The organism is Actinoplanes sp. GCM10030250 (assembly GCF_042666575.1).
In the GTDB taxonomy this organism is placed as follows: Bacteria; Actinomycetota; Actinomycetes; order Mycobacteriales; family Micromonosporaceae; genus Actinoplanes.
Genome location: NZ_JBHTDO010000062.1, coordinates 1 through 15368, shown reverse-complemented (window position 1 = coordinate 15368; position 15368 = coordinate 1). Strand labels below are relative to the sequence as shown.

The 15368-nt window shown below is 71.6% G+C and carries 12 protein-coding genes and 1 pseudogene; 5 read left to right on the top strand and 8 right to left on the bottom strand.

Annotated features, from left to right (window positions below; translation table 11 throughout):
• Window positions 1-151: 151 nt before the first annotated feature.
• Both ACFQV6_RS42705 and ACFQV6_RS42700 read right to left on the bottom strand, forming a co-directional pair.
• Window positions 152-589, bottom strand: a complete 438-nt coding sequence (locus ACFQV6_RS42705; RefSeq protein WP_378033453.1) for a DUF4395 domain-containing protein — start codon at window positions 587-589, stop codon at window positions 152-154.
• Window positions 582-1085: a MarR family winged helix-turn-helix transcriptional regulator gene (locus ACFQV6_RS42700; protein ID WP_378033452.1), complete on the bottom strand. Its 504-nt coding sequence runs from the start codon at window positions 1083-1085 to the stop codon at window positions 582-584. The genes ACFQV6_RS42705 and ACFQV6_RS42700 overlap by 8 nt, the downstream gene beginning before the upstream one ends.
• Before the next feature lie 67 nt (window positions 1086-1152).
• Here ACFQV6_RS42700 and ACFQV6_RS42695 point away from each other — a divergent pair, with 67 nt between their 5' ends.
• Complete coding sequence (locus ACFQV6_RS42695; protein WP_378033451.1) at window positions 1153-2355, top strand: MFS transporter; 1203 nt, start codon at window positions 1153-1155, stop codon at window positions 2353-2355.
• A 103-nt stretch (window positions 2356-2458) separates the two neighbouring features.
• Here the strand turns inward: ACFQV6_RS42695 and ACFQV6_RS42690 are convergent, their stop codons facing one another.
• From ACFQV6_RS42690 to ACFQV6_RS42665, 6 genes are all read right to left on the bottom strand, one after another.
• Window positions 2459-2917 carry a TlpA family protein disulfide reductase gene (locus ACFQV6_RS42690; RefSeq protein WP_378033450.1) on the bottom strand — a complete coding sequence of 153 codons (459 nt, stop codon included), beginning with the start codon at window positions 2915-2917 and terminating at the stop codon, window positions 2459-2461.
• 20 nt (window positions 2918-2937) lie between these two features.
• Window positions 2938-4812 carry an ABC transporter ATP-binding protein gene (locus tag ACFQV6_RS42685; RefSeq protein WP_378033449.1) on the bottom strand — a complete coding sequence of 625 codons (1875 nt, stop codon included), beginning with the start codon at window positions 4810-4812 and terminating at the stop codon, window positions 2938-2940.
• A 513-nt stretch (window positions 4813-5325) separates the two neighbouring features.
• Window positions 5326-6453, bottom strand: a complete 1128-nt coding sequence (locus ACFQV6_RS42680) for a glycosyltransferase family 4 protein (protein ID WP_378033448.1) — start codon at window positions 6451-6453, stop codon at window positions 5326-5328.
• A 115-nt stretch (window positions 6454-6568) separates the two neighbouring features.
• Complete coding sequence (locus ACFQV6_RS42675; protein ID WP_378033447.1) at window positions 6569-7822, bottom strand: M48 family metallopeptidase; 1254 nt, start codon at window positions 7820-7822, stop codon at window positions 6569-6571.
• Between the two features lie 33 nt (window positions 7823-7855).
• Entirely contained in the window at window positions 7856-8077 is a 222-nt protein-coding gene (locus ACFQV6_RS42670) for a hypothetical protein (protein WP_378033446.1), read from the bottom strand.
• A 177-nt stretch (window positions 8078-8254) separates the two neighbouring features.
• Entirely contained in the window at window positions 8255-9625 is a 1371-nt protein-coding gene (locus ACFQV6_RS42665; protein WP_378033445.1) for an NYN domain-containing protein, read from the bottom strand.
• 185 nt (window positions 9626-9810) lie between these two features.
• Here ACFQV6_RS42665 and ACFQV6_RS42660 point away from each other — a divergent pair, with 185 nt between their 5' ends.
• The 4 genes and pseudogenes from ACFQV6_RS42660 (at window position 9811) to ACFQV6_RS42645 (ending at window position 15132) form a co-directional block, all read left to right on the top strand.
• Window positions 9811-11610, top strand: coding sequence for a DEDD exonuclease domain-containing protein (locus tag ACFQV6_RS42660; RefSeq protein ID WP_378033444.1), 1800 nt, complete (start codon window positions 9811-9813; stop codon window positions 11608-11610).
• Between the two features lie 149 nt (window positions 11611-11759).
• A complete protein-coding gene (locus ACFQV6_RS42655; protein ID WP_378033443.1) occupies window positions 11760-13559 on the top strand; it encodes a RelA/SpoT family protein in 1800 nt (599 codons plus the stop codon).
• A 32-nt stretch (window positions 13560-13591) separates the two neighbouring features.
• Window positions 13592-14113 (top strand): annotated as a pseudogene (locus ACFQV6_RS42650) (NUDIX domain-containing protein); the annotation flags it as partial.
• A 176-nt stretch (window positions 14114-14289) separates the two neighbouring features.
• Window positions 14290-15132: an NDP-sugar synthase gene (locus ACFQV6_RS42645; protein WP_378033442.1), complete on the top strand. Its 843-nt coding sequence runs from the start codon at window positions 14290-14292 to the stop codon at window positions 15130-15132.
• Window positions 15133-15368 lie beyond the last annotated feature (236 nt).

Sequence of the window (15368 nt, the reverse complement as noted above, 5' to 3'; positions counted from 1 at the left end):
GGCCCCCGACGCGCCGAAATCCCAAGCGCTCCGGGGCCTCCACGCGCCCAGGTTCCGGGCGTTTCGGGCCGCGAGGCACTGAGATTCCGGGCGTTTCGGGCCGCGAGGCGCTGAGATTCCGGGCGCTCCGGGGCCTCGACGCGCCGACGTTCTAGGCGTTTCGGGCATCTTCGGCGTTTCCAGTTTTCAGCCTGCGAAACGCCAGATACGCCTCGCAGCCGAGGCACAGCCCGAACGCCGCGTTGAGGAAGGCCGCGAGCAGTCCGAACGCGGCGGCGACAAGACCCAGCGTCTCCGCACCGCAGAGATACCCCGCCGCGGAGACGCTCAGGAACGCGCAGCCGACGAGCTGGGCGAAACGTACCGGCGCGGCCGGCTCGCGTTCGGCGGGCGGGCCCAGCCGGGGCAGCACCAGCGCGCGGAAGATCAGCGGGTAAGGGCCTCGCCGCGGGTCGTGGGCGGTGATCGCGAAGACGATCGCCTGAGCGAGCGCGAGCAGGCCCGACCCGGTGATCAGCACGAGCGCGACGACGACCGTGGTGAGCACGGCGGCGAAACGCTGCCCGCGGGGATCCAGTCCGTTAATCATCTAGGGATAGTAGGACTTTCCGGAGCAGGGTGTTGAGCTGGATCAGCTCGGCTTCGGAGAGGGCGCTCAGGGCCCGCCGATCCCGGGCGATTCCTTCAAAGATGTACCGGTTCCACATCTCCCGGCCCCTCTTCGTCGGCCGGACCAGCACCCGCCGCCGGTCCGCACCGTCGACCTGGCGGGTGATCAGCTCCGCTTCAGCAAGGCGGTCCAGCCGGCTGGTCATCGCCGCACGCGTCACGTTCGCCGCCTCGGCCAGCTGCGCCGGCGTCGCCTCGGTCGGCCACGGCTGCACCATGAGCACGTGCAGGGTCTTGTAGTCCTGCAACGTGAAGTCGTCGGCGGATCCGGCGAACGCGGCCAGGTCGGACCGCTCGATCCACTGAAGGATCTTCTTCATCCGGACCAGCGCGCCCTCGACCTCGGGCGCGAACGCGGGCTCGTCCTTCCAGAACGTCGCCCAGCGGGCCACATGCTGATCCACTCCGTCTTCCATGCCACCAGTCTGCCATGGCTCTAACTATTCGATTGCTAATAGTTAGATGGTGAACTAATATTCGAGCATGACTCGTGACTTCCGGCTGCTGGCCACCGGTCAGGCCCTCTCCTGGGTCGGCAACGGCTTCCAGACCGTCGCCCTCGCCGTCGCGGTCGTCACGGCCGGCGGCGGCGCCGGCGACCTCGGCCTGGTGATGGCCACGTCGGTCGTCACCATGCTCTGCGGCACGCTCTTCGGCGGTGTCTGGGCCGACCGCCTCCAGCCGCAGCGGGTCATGGTCGTCTCCGACCTGGTCCGGATGATCGCCACCGCCGGCATGGCCACGATGTTCGCGACCGGCGGCTATCACCTCGCGCTGCTCTGCGCGCTCAGCGTGGTCTCGGCCGGCGCGGGCAGCTTCTTCACCCCGGCGATGACCGCGATCAAACCCGCCGTGGTTCCGGCCGGGCGGCGCCAGCAGGCGAACGCCACGCTGAGCATGCTGCAGACGGCGTGCGGCATCGCCGGTCCGATGGCGGGTGGGATCACCGTCGCCGCCTTCGGCGCGCCGGCCGGCTTCGCGGTCAACGCGGTCAGCTTCCTCGCATCGCTGGTCGCGGCCGTGTCCATTCGGGTACGCGTGGACCGCGGCGCCCGCGAACCGATGCTCCGTGAGCTAGCGGCCGGTTGGCACGAGATCCGCATCCGCGACTGGCTGATCGGCGGGCTCTTCGGCGCCACCGTCTACCACATCGCCAACGGCATGATCCTGGTCCTGGTGCAGGTGGTCGCCGTCGAGCGGCTCGGCGGCGCGCACGCGATCGGCCTGATCGCCGCGACCGAGGGACTGGGCGGGTTCCTCGGAGCCGCGCTGGCGATGCGGTTCCGGCCGCGCCGGCTGCTGCGAGCCGGATGGCTGGCGCTGCTGCTGATGCCGGTGTGGGCGATGGCGTACGTCTGGCCCGGCACCCTGACCGCGGTCCTGGCCGGCGCGATGATCGGGTACTGCGGACTGATCTTCTTCGACGTCGCCTGGGAGACCGCCATCCAGGACAACGTGCCACAACGGATGCTGGGACGGGTCTCGTCCTGGGACTACCTGACCTCGTTCCTCGCCATGCCGATCGGGAACGCGCTCGCCGGGCCGCTGTCCGAACGATTCGGCACCGACCGGGTCCTGACGTGCTGCGCGGTGGTGCTCTTCGCCTCCGCCGCGTCCCAGCTGCTGATCCGCGGAAGCCGCAACCTGACCCGCGGCGTCCCGGAACCGTCACCGTCGCTGGTCTGACCCAGCCGTCGCCGGCATGACCCAGCCGTCGCTGCCCTGACCCAAGCCGTCGCCGGCATGACCCAGCCGTCGCTGCCCTGACCCAAGCCGTCGCCGGTCTGGCTCAGGGCAGCACGCCGGCGAGCGCGGCGATCAAATGCGGCTTGGTGGGCACGCCTGTCGCACGTTTGGTCACCCTTCCGTCGGCGTCCAGCACGAACAGAGTGGGGGTACGCCAAACGCCGAGCTCCCGCACCTCGTCAAGGTGACTCTCGGCGTCCACCTCGACGTGCTGGACGCCGGGGAGCAGAGCGGTCACCTCGGCACTGACCCGGCGCACGGCACGGCACGGTGCGCAGAACGCCGTGGAGAACTGGAGGAGCGTGGCGGGTGCCGGGCCCACCCCGAGCCGCTCCAGCAGGGCGGGATCGAGGCGCTCGCCGGTCGTACCCGAAGCGCTCATCTCTTGATTGTGCCTTTCCGGAAGTGACCGCAGGCGGCCGTCGGTGCGCCGCCGCCACAGCCCGACCGCCACGCCCGCCGCCAGCACGACACCGACCGCGGCCAAACCCACCGGCTCCATGGGTGAACTATGACACGCCTTCACGCCGACTGATAGGCGCTGGCCTGCAGGGTGAACAGCTGCGCATAGAGACCGTCAGCCGCCATCAGCTCGTCGTGATCGCCCTCCTCGATCACCGAACCGTGATCCAGCACGTAGATCCGGTCCGCCTCGCGGACACTCGCCATCCGGTGCGTGATCAGCACGACAGTGCGCCCCGCCGCCAGATCCCGCAACCGGCGGTAGACGTCGTGCTCGGCGCGCGCGTCCAGATTCGCTGTCGGCTCGTCGCAGATCAGCAGCGGCGCGTCCCGGTGGAACGCGCGGCTCACCGCCAGCCGCTGCCACTGCCCGCCGGACAGGTCGGCCCCGTCGGTGAAGTGCCGGGACAGCAGCGTCTCGTACTCCCGCGGCAGCTCCATCACGAACTCGTGCGCGTCACCGGACCGCGCCGACTCCCGTACCTGATCCAGGGAAGCCGGGCGGTCGTGCCTGCCGATCGCGATGTTGAGCCGCGCCGACAGCGGCCACCGGGTCGGCTCCTGCATCACCACGGCGATCCGCTCACGGATCGACTCCGGATGCAGCCCGGTCACGTCGACACCGTCCCAGTGCACCGTCCCCCGCTGCGGCCGGTAGAGGCCGGCCAGCACGGCCGCCAGCGTCGACTTGCCCGAGCCGTTCTCACCCACCAGCGCGATGATCTGCCCGCGGCGCAGGGTCAGGCTGACATCCTTCACCGCGGGCCGTTCCGCGTCCGGGTAGCTGAACGTCACCCCGTCCAGCCGGATCTCACCGAACCGCTCCGGTGCCCGCCGGTCCGGCGACGGCTCGGCATGCTGCTCCGACATCTCGGAGAAACCCTGGAAGTCCGCGAAATACAGGCCCTGCTCGTACACCCGGTTCGCGGTGAAGGCCACCTCGCTGAGCTTGCCGATACCGATATTGATCGCGTACGCGGCCGCACCGCCGGCGGCCAGGTCCATCCGATCCGTCCAGAGCAGCCAGCACAGCATCCCGTACGCCAGACCCGTCGCCAGCCCGCCGAGCGCCTGACCGATCAGGTTCGTCCGTACCTGCCTGCCGACAACGCGCTGCTCCTCCTTCGTGGAGATGCGCAGCAGCCGGGACACCTCGGCGAGCAGGAACCTCCGTACCGTGAAAGCCCGCAACTCCCCCGCCGGCTCCCGCGCCGCCAGCAGGTAGGCGAGCATCCGCTGCCGCCGCCAGACCGCGATCAGCCGCAGCTGGCTGCGGTAACCCAGCCGCGCCGACCGCACCGCCGCCCACCCGGTCGGCACCACCGCCAGCACCAGCATCGGCAGCAGCGCCGGATGCAGCACGGCGAGCACCCCCGCCGCGGCGGCCAGCCCCACCACGTTCGTCAGCACCTCGATACCGTGATCAACAACCTGCTGAGCGGCCATGATCCCGCGATCCCGGGCCCGCTCCATGGCGTCCCGCCACTCCGGATCGTCGAACGTCGCCAGATCAACGCGGGTGGTGAGATCAAGCAGGCGCATCTCCGCCGCCTCGTACACCATCGGCGACAGCCGGCCATGCGCCGCGGTCGCGGCCGACGAGAGCAGGCCGCGCACCGCAAGAGCCACAATCAGAAGAACCAGCGACGGTACGGCCGCACGCACTCGCTCAGGTGTCGGACCGGCCTGCAGCAGCCCCTCGAAGACACCCACCACACTGATCAGCCCCAGCGCCGCAGCGAGACCCGCCGCCAGCTGGAGTGTCAGGACAGCGGCTGTGGTGCGGGGGCTCGCCCGCCAGGCCAGCAGCCAGGCCTCCCGCAGCAGCCGGGGAAGGCGGCGCAGCATCTGCAGGAAGGTGGTGTTGGCGGCTTCTTCGGTGCTGGTCAGCCAGTACGGCAGCTCCAACTCCCCGCCATCCTGCTCCTCCAGCATCGCCGCCACCCCCGCCGGCGCCGAATCATCCCCGCCCCCGGCTCCGGTCTCGGCCCGCGCCCCTTCCTCGCCCCCTGCTCCGTTCTCGGCCGGCCCCGCGTCTCCTCCGCCGACGGCTCCGTTTCCCGCCGGCCGGGCGTCTTTCCCATCCGCGGCTTCGTTCTCGGCCGGCCGCGTGTCGTCCCCGCCGGTGGCCGGAGCCTGGTCGGGGTCGGATGCGCCACCGTCTCGGGCAGGCTCCGGGGATGCGGTAGGTGTGGGGTCCGGCATCGGGCCTCCGTCCGGGGGTCCGTCAGCGGAGCTCCGCAAGCGCGGCTGGGCGCGCGACGCACGGACGGCACGCGTCCTACGCGTGCCGGAAGCCCAGTTCCGTTCCTACGCCGCGCGGCCGAGCACGTCCACCGACTTAACGTGCCCGTCCCACTCACTCACGTCTGCGGCGCGCCGGTGACCTCATCACGTCTGCGGCGCGCCGGTGACCTCATCACGTCTGCGGCGCGCCGCAGCAGAACGTCAGGCTCCCTGGAGCAGCTCGGTGAGGCGGGCAGCCTGCCTCTCCCAGCGCCATTCCTGCTCCACCCAGGCCCGCCCCGCCTTACCCATCGCCCGCGCCCGCTCCGGATCCGCGAGGAGGTCAGCCACCCGCCCGCCGATCGCCGCGACATCCGTCCCACCGACCACATAGCCGGTCTCCCCCTCGCGAACCGCGTCCGGCGCCCCACCCGAGTCGCCGCCGATCACCGGGAGGCCGGTGGCCGACGCTTCGAGATAGACGATGCCGAGGCCCTCCACATCCAGCCCGGCGGCCCGGGTGCGGCACGGCATCGCGTAGACGTCGCCGGCCGCGTAGTGCTCCGGCAACTCCGGCCACGGCACCGAGCCGGTGAAGACCACGTCGGACTCGACGTCGTGCTCGCGGGCCAGACGTTCGAGCTTCTTCCGGTACGGCCCGCCGCTGACCAGCAACAACGCCGCCCCCGGAACCCGCCGCCGGATCAGCGGCATGGCACGGATCAGCATGTCCTGGCCCTTGCGGGGCACCAGGCGGGAGACACACACGACGACCGGGCGGTCGGTGAGCCCGTACCGTTTGCGGACCGCGGAACCGTCCACGCCGGGGTGAAAGGTGTCGACGTCCACGCCGGGCGCGAGCCGGCGCAGGTCGGTGAGCCCGTGCAGAGCTCGGTCGAGGCGGGTCCGCTGGTACTCCCCCAGGTAGGTGATCACGTCGTTGCCCCGGGCGATACGCCGCAGCAGGCTCCGCGCGCCGGGCAGCGCCGCCCACCCGGTCTCGTGGCCGTGGGTGATCCCGACGGCCCGCCGCACCCCGGCGTCGCGGCGCAGACCGTGGGCGAGGAGCCCCAGCGGTGCCGCGGCGCCGAACAGGACGGTGTCGCACTCGTGCGCCCGCGCCAACTCGGCGGCCCTGCGGGCGACGGCCGGAGTGGGCAGCAGCATCCCGGTGTCCTCGCGCACCACCTCGAAGGGCTGCTCAGCGTCAAACTCGGCGGCACCACGCCACGTCGACGAGTAGACCACCACCGAACCCGCCGGCTGCCGGACCGCCAGGTTGTGCAGGAACTGCTGAATCCCACCGGGCCGAGGCGGAAAGTCATTGGTGACGAGCAGCGTGCGCCCCATCAGCAAGCCCCCCGGGCGAAGGCGCGGACCGCGCCCATCAGCGGGCCCCGGGGCCCGCGGGGACGGGCCGCAGCCATCAGCGGGCCCCGGGGGCCGCGGGGACGGGCCGTGCCCATCAGCGGGCTCCGCGGGCGAAGGCGCGGGCCGCGGCCATCCGCTGCACGGTGGACGGGTGTGAGGCGAACATGGCGTGCTCCCAGTGCGGTGGGTCGGGGTCGGCGAGGTTGACGCTGCCGAGGCGGCGCTGCATCGCCTCGAAGGTTTGTGGGTCGGCGGTGAGCTCGAGGGCGTGGGTGTCGGCCCGGGCCTCGACGCGGCGGGAGACGAAGGCCTGGGCCGGGCCGGCGACCAGGCCGGCCACCGTGGTGACGGCCAGGAGCAGGCCGATCGCCCGGGGCTCGGCGATGGAGTCGACGCCGGCCAGGCGCAGCAGCCAGCCCCAGGAGCCGAGCAGGTAGAGGGCGATCACGGCGACGGCCGCGCCGAGAGCACCGAGGACGGTGCCGATCAGGACGTCGTTGTCCTTGGCGTGGCCCAGCTCGTGGGCGGTCACCGAGACCACCTCGTCCGGTGTGGCCTCGGTCAGCATGGTGTCGTAGACGACGATCCGGCGGGTCGGGCCGAGGCCGGACACATAGGCGTTCACCGCCCGGGTGCGCCGGGACGCGTCGGCGACGAGCACGTCCTTGACGGGAACACCGTCGCGCTCGGCGAGGGTCAGCAGCTCGGCCCGCAGGGGACCGTCGGGCATCGGGGTGAAGCGGTTGAAGATCGGCTCGACGACCACCGGGAGCACGAACGAGAGCAGCACGACCAGCCCGGCCGCACCCGCCGCACCGAACGCCCACCACCAACGGGGCGCGAAGTGGGTGACGGTGAAGAAACCGGCCAGCACGACCCCGCCGATCACGGCACCCACCGCATAGGACTTCAGCAGGTCGACCGCCCAGGCGGCCCAGCTCTGGGTGGATATCCCGTAGCGCACCACGATGGTGTGCCGCCACGCCGCCAGCGGCAGGGTGACCACCTCGGCCACCAGGACGACGGCGAGCCCGCCCAGCACCGCCCGCGCCAGCCAGTGGTCGCCGAACGGGCGGCCGGCCATCTCGACCAGCCGGGCGGCGAGCGGGGTCAGCCCCAGCACGAGCACGATCAGCAGGCCCAGACCCATGCCCAGGTAATTGCCCGGGCGCAGCTCGGCGTGGAAGGCCCGGCCCCGGGCCACCTGGTCGGCGGGCAGCTGCTCGAGCGCGGCCAGCTGGTCGGCGCGCGGCGCCGGGGCGCGTTGCCACGGCACCACCAGCACGGCGAAGACGACCAGCACAGCGAGCAGCCCGATGAAGGCGCCGAAAGCCCAAGCCCGCGTCATGCCCGACATCCTAGAGAACCCCACCGTCCATGATCACGCTACGTTGCGGCGGGCCGGGAACATCGGCACCACCACCGGGGGTGGTGGCGTCTCCAGCAGCTCCACCTCGAACCCGGCGAGCTCGAACATCTCGATCGCCCGCAGCTCGCCGGGCGTCAGGTCAGCAATGCCGTCGGGCGTCTCGTTGAGCACGCTGATCAGGCATCCGTTGCACTCGTCGGTGCGCTCCGCACACCGTCCGCAGTCGATGATCATTACCCCTCCTCCGGGGAGGACCGGCATGCGCCGATCACCATCGGTGACAGTGACGCTATGCGAGGGGTACGACAGTTTTCACCACGAGCAATCCGGCAGCGTGAGCCACCAGCAAACCGGCAGCGTGAGTCACGTGCGGACGGGCAGCGTGAGCCACCAGCGAACCGGCAGCGCAAGTCACGAGCGGGACAAGCGGCGCAGCAGCGAATCCGCACCCATCGGATAGGCACCGTGTCGGCGCACCCCGTCGGCCACCTCCCGGTCGGAGGAGACCACCACCACCGGACGGCCCGGCGGCTCAGCCCGGACCAGCTGGCGGATCAGCTCGTCGGCGGTGGTGCCCTTGCGGGAGAAGAGCACGCGGACGCCACGCGGCGCGGGCGGCAGCCCGTGCACCCGCTCGGCACCGTCGAACACCACGGTGATCTCGTCACCGGTCTGCGCCGCGATCCCGCCCAGGCCGGTGATCAGCCGTTTGCGCTGCTGCTCCAGCGACATGTCGGCGAAGCCGCGCTTGGTCACGTTGTAGCCGTCCACGACCAGGTGTGCCCGGGGCAGGGCGAGCAGCTGGTCGAGGCGGCCGGGGTCGTCGGTGTCCTGAGCGCGGGCCCGGGAGCGCTCGGGAGCGCCGGGGCGGTCGGCCGCTGTGTCGGCGACGAAGTCAGCGGGCAGCTTCTCGACCGGCCCGATGGCGAGCTCGCGCCGCAGGCCGGTGGCCGCTTGGCCGATGGTCTCGAGCAGCAGCCAGAGGCGGGCGTCGTCGACCGCGCGGGCATCCTTGGACGCCTGCTTGCCGGTGGCGGCGGCGGCTTCGGCATCGGAGAGGCGGGTGCGCATACGCCGTACCTCTGCCTCATGGTCGAGGACGGCCCGCGCCGCCCTCCCCTTCTCCGTCGCCAGCAGGTCGCTCGCCCGTTTCTGGGCGGCCTGCGCCTCGCGCAGGGCCTTCGCCGTGGTCCGCGACTCCTCACGCAGCTGGCCCAGCTCCTGGCTGACCTTGGCGAGCTCGTCGCGCAGCTTGTCGGCCTCGGCCCGGGCCACCGCCCGGTCGTGCTCGGCCCGGAGGGCACGCTGCTCAGCGGCTCGCACCTGCCCGGCGATCGCGGCGGTGTCGGCCTCGGCGCGGACCGCGTTGCCGGCCGCGTCGATCATCTCCCGCCAGCCCACGGGACGGGCCAGGTAGGCGAGGGCGGCGACCTCGACCGGATCCGCGGCGGCCGGGGCGACGCCGCTTGTCACGGCCGCGCCCAGGTCGCCGGCCTCGGTCACGATGCGGGCGCCGATGCGCTGCCGGAACAGCGGGTCGGCGACCAGCTGGGCGGCGATGTCACGGCCGCCGAGCCGGGCCCGGCGATTCGGTGCGAACCGGGCGACCCGGCGCAGCGGCACCGGGATCTCGTCGGCGGGCAGGCCGGGCAGCGCGGCGGCGGCCAGCGTCATGATCCGCTGGCGGACGGCTTCCGGCAGGACCGGCTCAGGCGTGAAGTCCGCAGCATCCGGCGCCACCTCGTCATCGGGGCGGTTCTCGGGGTCTAGCGGCGCGGACATCCACCCATTCTCACACCGGTCAGGACCTAATTGCCGCTCGGAGCAAGTGATCTTTTCTCCCCGGCCAAAAGCCGGCCAAAAGCCGGGCGAAACCCGGGCGGACCTGGAGCGGAGGGTGAGCGTGAACCCGAGAGGGGACCCCGGGCCGGAGTTTCTGTCGTACCCCCTCTCTAATGTTGCCGCCCGTGACACAACCGGCCTACGTGCAGGGCACTCTGGACACGCTGCTGACCGCCGACGGCTCGGTCGATCCGGCGGCGCTGTCCCTGGCGGACACGACGTTCGTGGTGCTCGACCTGGAGACCACCGGCGGCGCCGCTGACGGCGCCGGCATCACCGAGATCGGCGCCGTCAAGGTGCGCGCCGGTGCCCGGCTCGGTGAGTTCGCGACCCTGGTCAACCCCGGTGAGCCGCTGCCGCCCTTCATCACCGTCCTGACCGGCATCACCGAGGCAATGCTGCGGCCCGCCCCGCCGATCGAGACGGTTCTGCCCACCCTGCTGGAATTCCTGCGCGGCGCGGTCCTGGTGGCACACAATGCGCCCTACGACGTCGGGTTCCTCAAGGCCGCCTGCGCCCGCCACGGCTATCCGTGGCCGCAGATGCGGGTCCTCGACACCGCGGCCCTGGCCCGCCGGGCGCTGACCCGCGACGAGGTGCCCAACCGCAAGCTGGGCACCCTCGCGCACTTCTTCCGGTCCACGGTGACGCCCACGCACCGCGCCCTGGACGACGCGAAAGCCACCGTGGATGTGCTGCACGGGCTGATCGAGCGGCTGGGCAGCTTCCGGGTGCACACCCTGGGCGACGCGATCGAGTTCGCCAAGGCGGTGACGCCCGCCCAGCGCCGCCAGCGTCACCTGGCCGACGGGCTTCCGCACGTGCCGGGCGTCTACCTGTTCCGGGCCGCCGACGACCGCCCGCTCTACGTCGGCACCTCGAAGGACATCGCGACCCGGGTCCGGAGCTATTTCACCGCCGGTGAGAAACGGGCCCGCATCTCCGAGATGCTCACCGCCGCGGTCCGGGTCGAGGCGGTGGAGTGCGCGCATTCGCTGGAGGCCGAAGTCCGGGAGCTGCGGTTGATCGCGGCGCACGCCCCGCCGTACAACCGCCGGTCGAAATATCCGGAGCGGGTGGTCTGGCTGAAGCTGACCGCCGAGGCATTTCCCCGGCTCTCGGTGGTCCGCCGGTTCGCCGACGACGGCGCGACCTATCTCGGTCCGTTCTCGTCGCGGCGCACGGCAGAGCTGGCCGCCGCGGGTGTCTACGACGCCGTTCCCCTGCGGCAGTGCAACCACAAGCTCTCGCTGCGCACGCGCACGCCGGCCTGCGCCCTGGCCGAGCTGGGGCGGTGCCCGGCGCCCTGCGAGCACGAGATCTCCCCCGAGGAGTACGACGTTCGTGCCGCCCTCCCCTTTCGGACAGCCACGTCCGGTGACCCGGGCCCGGTCGTCTCCGCCATCCTGGAGCGCATCGAGACCCTTTCCGACCGCCAGCGCTACGAGGAGGCAGCCGTCATCCGCTCCCGCCTGATCGCCCTGCTCCGCGCGCTGATCCGGATGCAGCGGCTGGACGCCCTGACGCGGATGCCGGAGATCGTGGCGGCCCGGCGTGACGGCAAGGGCGGCTGGGAGATCTCGGTCGTCCGGCACGGCCGGCTGGCCGCCGCGGCCACCTCGCCACCCCGCGAGCATCCCCGGCCCACCCTGGACGCCGCCCGGCTCACGGCCGAGACGGTCCTGCCAGGACCGGGCCCGGTGCCGGCCGCCACGGCCGAGGAAACCGAGCGGATCCTGTCGTGGCTGGAGCGCCCCGACACCCGCTTGGTGGAAACTGTCGGCGACTGGGTGTCACCGGTTCGTGGCGCCGCGCGTTTCGCCGGGCTTCTCACCAGGGCGGAGACCGCCGCCTCCGCCCAAGACTCGACCGTTCGCCTATCGGTAACTGACCGTTCGGATGACGCTCGCTCGCTTAGGCTGTAAGGCACGCGCGACGCTCGCGGTGATTCACCTCATTTGGTGGCTTGATGCCTTTGGCGAACAGGCCCCTCAGGTGCTTCGCTTGCGGGGAGACCGCGGGGGCGACTCCACGCTTCAGCTGAGGCGTGGACGATCGGTGAGGGGGTGTCCGGGTGGACGTCGACGCCGGCCACGGCGCCGCTCTCGGTCGTGCGCTGCCGACCGCTGCCCGGACTGTGCCGCCCAAGGACCTGTCGTTCTCCCAGCGGCTCCGCTCGCTGCTCAATTTCCAGGGCAACGACGACGACCCGGTCGCCACGCTGACACGGACGCATCGCAGCATCCACCCCTCCGCCGACGTCGCCGTGGTCCGCCGCAGCTATGCGATCGCGGAGAGCATGCACCGGGGCCAGTTCCGCAAGTCCGGCGATCCCTACATCACCCATCCCCTCGCCGTCGCGCAGATCTGCGCCGAGCTCGGCATGGACACCACCACCCTGGTCGCCGCGCTGCTGCACGACACCGTGGAGGACACCAGCTACACCCTGGAGGCGCTGCACGGCGACTTCGGGCCCGAGGTCAGCCACCTGGTCGACGGCGTGACCAAGTTCGACAAGGCGTATTACGGCAAGGCAGCCGAGGGCGAGACGATCCGCAAGATGATCGTCGCGGCCGGCAAGGACGTCCGGGTGCTTGTCATCAAGCTGGCCGACCGCCTGCACAACATGCGCACGCTCGACGCCCGCTCCCCCGCCTCCCGCGCCCGGATCGCCACCGCCACGCTCGACGTGCTGGTCCCGCTCTGCGACCGGCTCGGCATCCAGGCCCTCAAGCGCGACCTCGACGACGTGGTGCTCTTCCACCTCGAGCCGGATTCCTACGCGCGCATCGACGAGCACGTCAAGAACCGCCCCGGGTGGAACGAATATCTCGCCGACGTCTCCGCCAAGGCCCGCGCGTCCCTGCGCCGCTCCCGGGTGGACGCCGCGGTGACCCCCCGCCCCCGGCACTACTACTCGATCTGGAAAGACACCGTCGCCGGCGGCCACAACGTCCCGCTCGACCTGCCGCGCCTCGCGGTCGTGGTGGACGGCCCCGACACCGACTGTTATGCCGCTCTCGGCGCGATCCACGGTCAGTGGCGCCCGGTGGCCGGCCGCTTCAAGGACTTCATCGCCTCGCCGAAGAACAACCTGTACCGATCACTGCACACCACGGTTGTCGGGCCGGAGGGGCGGCTGGTCGAAGTGCTGATCCGCACCGAGACCATGCACAGATACTCGGAGTATGGCGTCGCCACCAGCTATCGATATCCCAAGGTGGCGGACGAGCCACCGGGCTCCGACCAGCTCACCTGGCTGAAACGGGTTCTCGACTGGCAGCAGGACGCCACCGACGCCGGCCAGTTCCTCGACTCACTGCGATGCGACCTCGCCGAGGGCCAGATCACCGTGTTCGCCCACGGCAACGCCTACGAACTGCCCAGTGCCTCCACCCCCGTCGACCTGGCGTACGAGTTGGGCCCCCAGCAGGGCGACCAGTGCCTCGCCGCCACCATCAACGGACGTCTCGCCCCCCTCAGCTCCCCCCTGCGCGACGGTGACGTCGTCGAGATCTTCTCCGAGACCGACGGGCACGTCGAGGTCGAGCCGAACGCGCCGCGCGGCCCCCGCCGGGAATGGCTCGGCTTCGTCAAGTCCAGCCAGGCGCAGATGCAGATCAACAGATACTTCGACGAGACGAACGAGCCCGGCATCAGCATCGCCGACAAGGTCCGTCTCGGCCGCGCCACCATCGGGCTCACCCTCCGCAAGCACGACCGCGGCCTGGCCAGCGAGGTGCCGCTGCGCCGGCTCGCCGAGGAGCTCGGTTACCCCGACCTGGAAACACTGCTGGTGGCGGTCTGCGAGCGCACCCTCGAACCGGACGCCGTGGTCGAGCAGCTCATCGCCCTCGTCGACCACCCCGACTGAGGCACACAGCGCGCCCGGTTAGCCTTGTCCGCGTGAACATTCCTCGGCAGTTCCGCGGCCTCGCCTATCAGGCTTTCTACGGGCTGCCACTGCCGGTGCGCCGCCACATCGCCCGCATGGTCTCCCCCAAATACCTGGTCGGCGCCGTCACGATCCTCCGCGACAGCGAGGCCACCGACCCCGGGCGCATCCTTCTGCTGCGCCAGCCGCCAGGGCGCGGCTGGGGCCTTCCGGCCGGCCTGCTCAAGCGCCGTGAATTGCCCGCTGTGGGTGCGGCGCGCGAGCTTTTCGAAGAATCAGGTGTACGCCTGAAGCACTCGGATTTGACCCCCGGCAACCCGAACGCCGTCGTTCATCCCAACGGCGGCGTGGTCGACACCGTCTGGTTCGGATGGGTGCCCGCCTCCAGCACCACCCTGGCCGTCGACGGCGGCGAGGTCCTGGAGGCCCGCTGGTTCCCGGTCGACGACCTGCCGCGGCTCACCTGGCCCACCGAGCGGCTGCTCGGCATCTACGGCATCGGTCCCCGCTCCGGCGAGCTCCCTCCATCCATCTCCGCCGGCAGTTACGACGCGCCCGTTCCCGGCTCCCCTCCTTCCTCTTCCGGCTCTGCTTCTTCCTCTGGCCCTGCAACTTCCTCCGACTCGGCTTCCTCCGACTCGGCTTCCTCCGACTCGGCTTCCTCCGACTCGGCTTCGCCCGGCTCGGCGGCTGCCCGGGAGCGTCAGCAGTGACCGCTGCGGCAGTTCCCGTCTGCGGTGTGGTGCTCGCGGCCGGCGAGGGGCAGCGCCTGCGCCCGCTCACCGAGGCGGTGCCGAAAGCCCTCTGCCCGGTCGGCAACCTCCCCCTGCTGGATCACGCGTTGCGCCGGCTGGCCGGTGCCGGCCTCTCCGGCACCGCGAACGTCGCCGTCAACGCCGCCTACCTCGCCGACCAGGTCGTCGAGCACGTCGGCACCCGCGCTCACCTCTCCGTCGAACCCGACGGCCCCCTGGGCACCTCCGGCGGCGTCGGCCGGCTCCGCGGCTGGATCGACGGGCGCGGAGTGCTGGTCGGCAACGCGGACGCCTACCTCGTCGACCCGTTCCGGGAACCCGGCAAGGACATCGCCGCGCTGCTCGAGGGATGGTCGGGCGAGACCGTACGAATGCTGACCATGCCCTGCCGCCCCGGCGAGTCCGGCGGCTTCAGCGGTCACCGGTTCGCCGGCTTCTCCCTGCTCCCCTGGCGTTACGTCCGGCACCTGGCCGACGTACCCAGCAACCTGGTCCAAACAGTCTGGCGCCCCGCCGAGGCCGAGGGAGCCCTCGAGCTGATCGGCTACGAAGGCTTCTACCTGGACACCGGCACCCCCGCCGACTACCTGGCCGCCAACCTGCACGCCGCCGCCGGCACCAGCCTGATCGACCCGACCGCCGAGGTGACCGGCCCGGTCACCGAGTCAGTCATCGGCGCCGCCGCCCGCGTATCCGGCTCCCTCACCCGCTGCGTCATCTGGCCCGGCGCCGTCGTAGCCCCCGACGAGTCCCTCACCGCCGTAATCCGCTCCCCCCACCTGACCCTCCCCACCTGACCCGTCCCCAACGCACCCCTGACAGCCAGCCGAACCACCCAGCTGGACGTGAGCGGTGCCTTCGGCCCGCCGGAGCACCCCTGAGAGCCAGCCGAGCCACCCAGCCCGCCAAACCACCCAGCCGGCGGCGGTCCACCCGGCTGGCCGTGAGTGCTGTCTCGAGGGCGTTGAGGCGGCACTGGGACCCAGCCGGGAAGGGGTGGGCGCATCGGGAGCGGGTGGGGAAGGGCAGGGCG

Bases quoted from the DNA above. Each gene is read 5' to 3' on its own strand.
- ACFQV6_RS42695 (WP_378033451.1), top strand. From the start codon at position 1,153: ATGACTCGTGACTTCCGGCTGCTGGCCACCGGTCAGGCCCTCTCCTGG.
- ACFQV6_RS42705 (WP_378033453.1), bottom strand. From the start codon at position 589: ATGATTAACGGACTGGATCCCCGCGGGCAGCGTTTCGCCGCCGTGCTC.
- ACFQV6_RS42685 (WP_378033449.1), bottom strand. From the start codon at position 4,812: ATGCTGGAGGAGCAGGATGGCGGGGAGTTGGAGCTGCCGTACTGGCTG.
- ACFQV6_RS42680 (WP_378033448.1), bottom strand. From the start codon at position 6,453: ATGGGGCGCACGCTGCTCGTCACCAATGACTTTCCGCCTCGGCCCGGT.
- ACFQV6_RS42690 (WP_378033450.1), bottom strand. From the start codon at position 2,917: ATGGAGCCGGTGGGTTTGGCCGCGGTCGGTGTCGTGCTGGCGGCGGGC.
- ACFQV6_RS42665 (WP_378033445.1), bottom strand. From the start codon at position 9,625: ATGTCCGCGCCGCTAGACCCCGAGAACCGCCCCGATGACGAGGTGGCG.
- ACFQV6_RS42675 (WP_378033447.1), bottom strand. From the start codon at position 7,822: ATGACGCGGGCTTGGGCTTTCGGCGCCTTCATCGGGCTGCTCGCTGTG.
- ACFQV6_RS42700 (WP_378033452.1), bottom strand. From the start codon at position 1,085: ATGGAAGACGGAGTGGATCAGCATGTGGCCCGCTGGGCGACGTTCTGG.
- ACFQV6_RS42670 (WP_378033446.1), bottom strand. From the start codon at position 8,077: ATGATCATCGACTGCGGACGGTGTGCGGAGCGCACCGACGAGTGCAAC.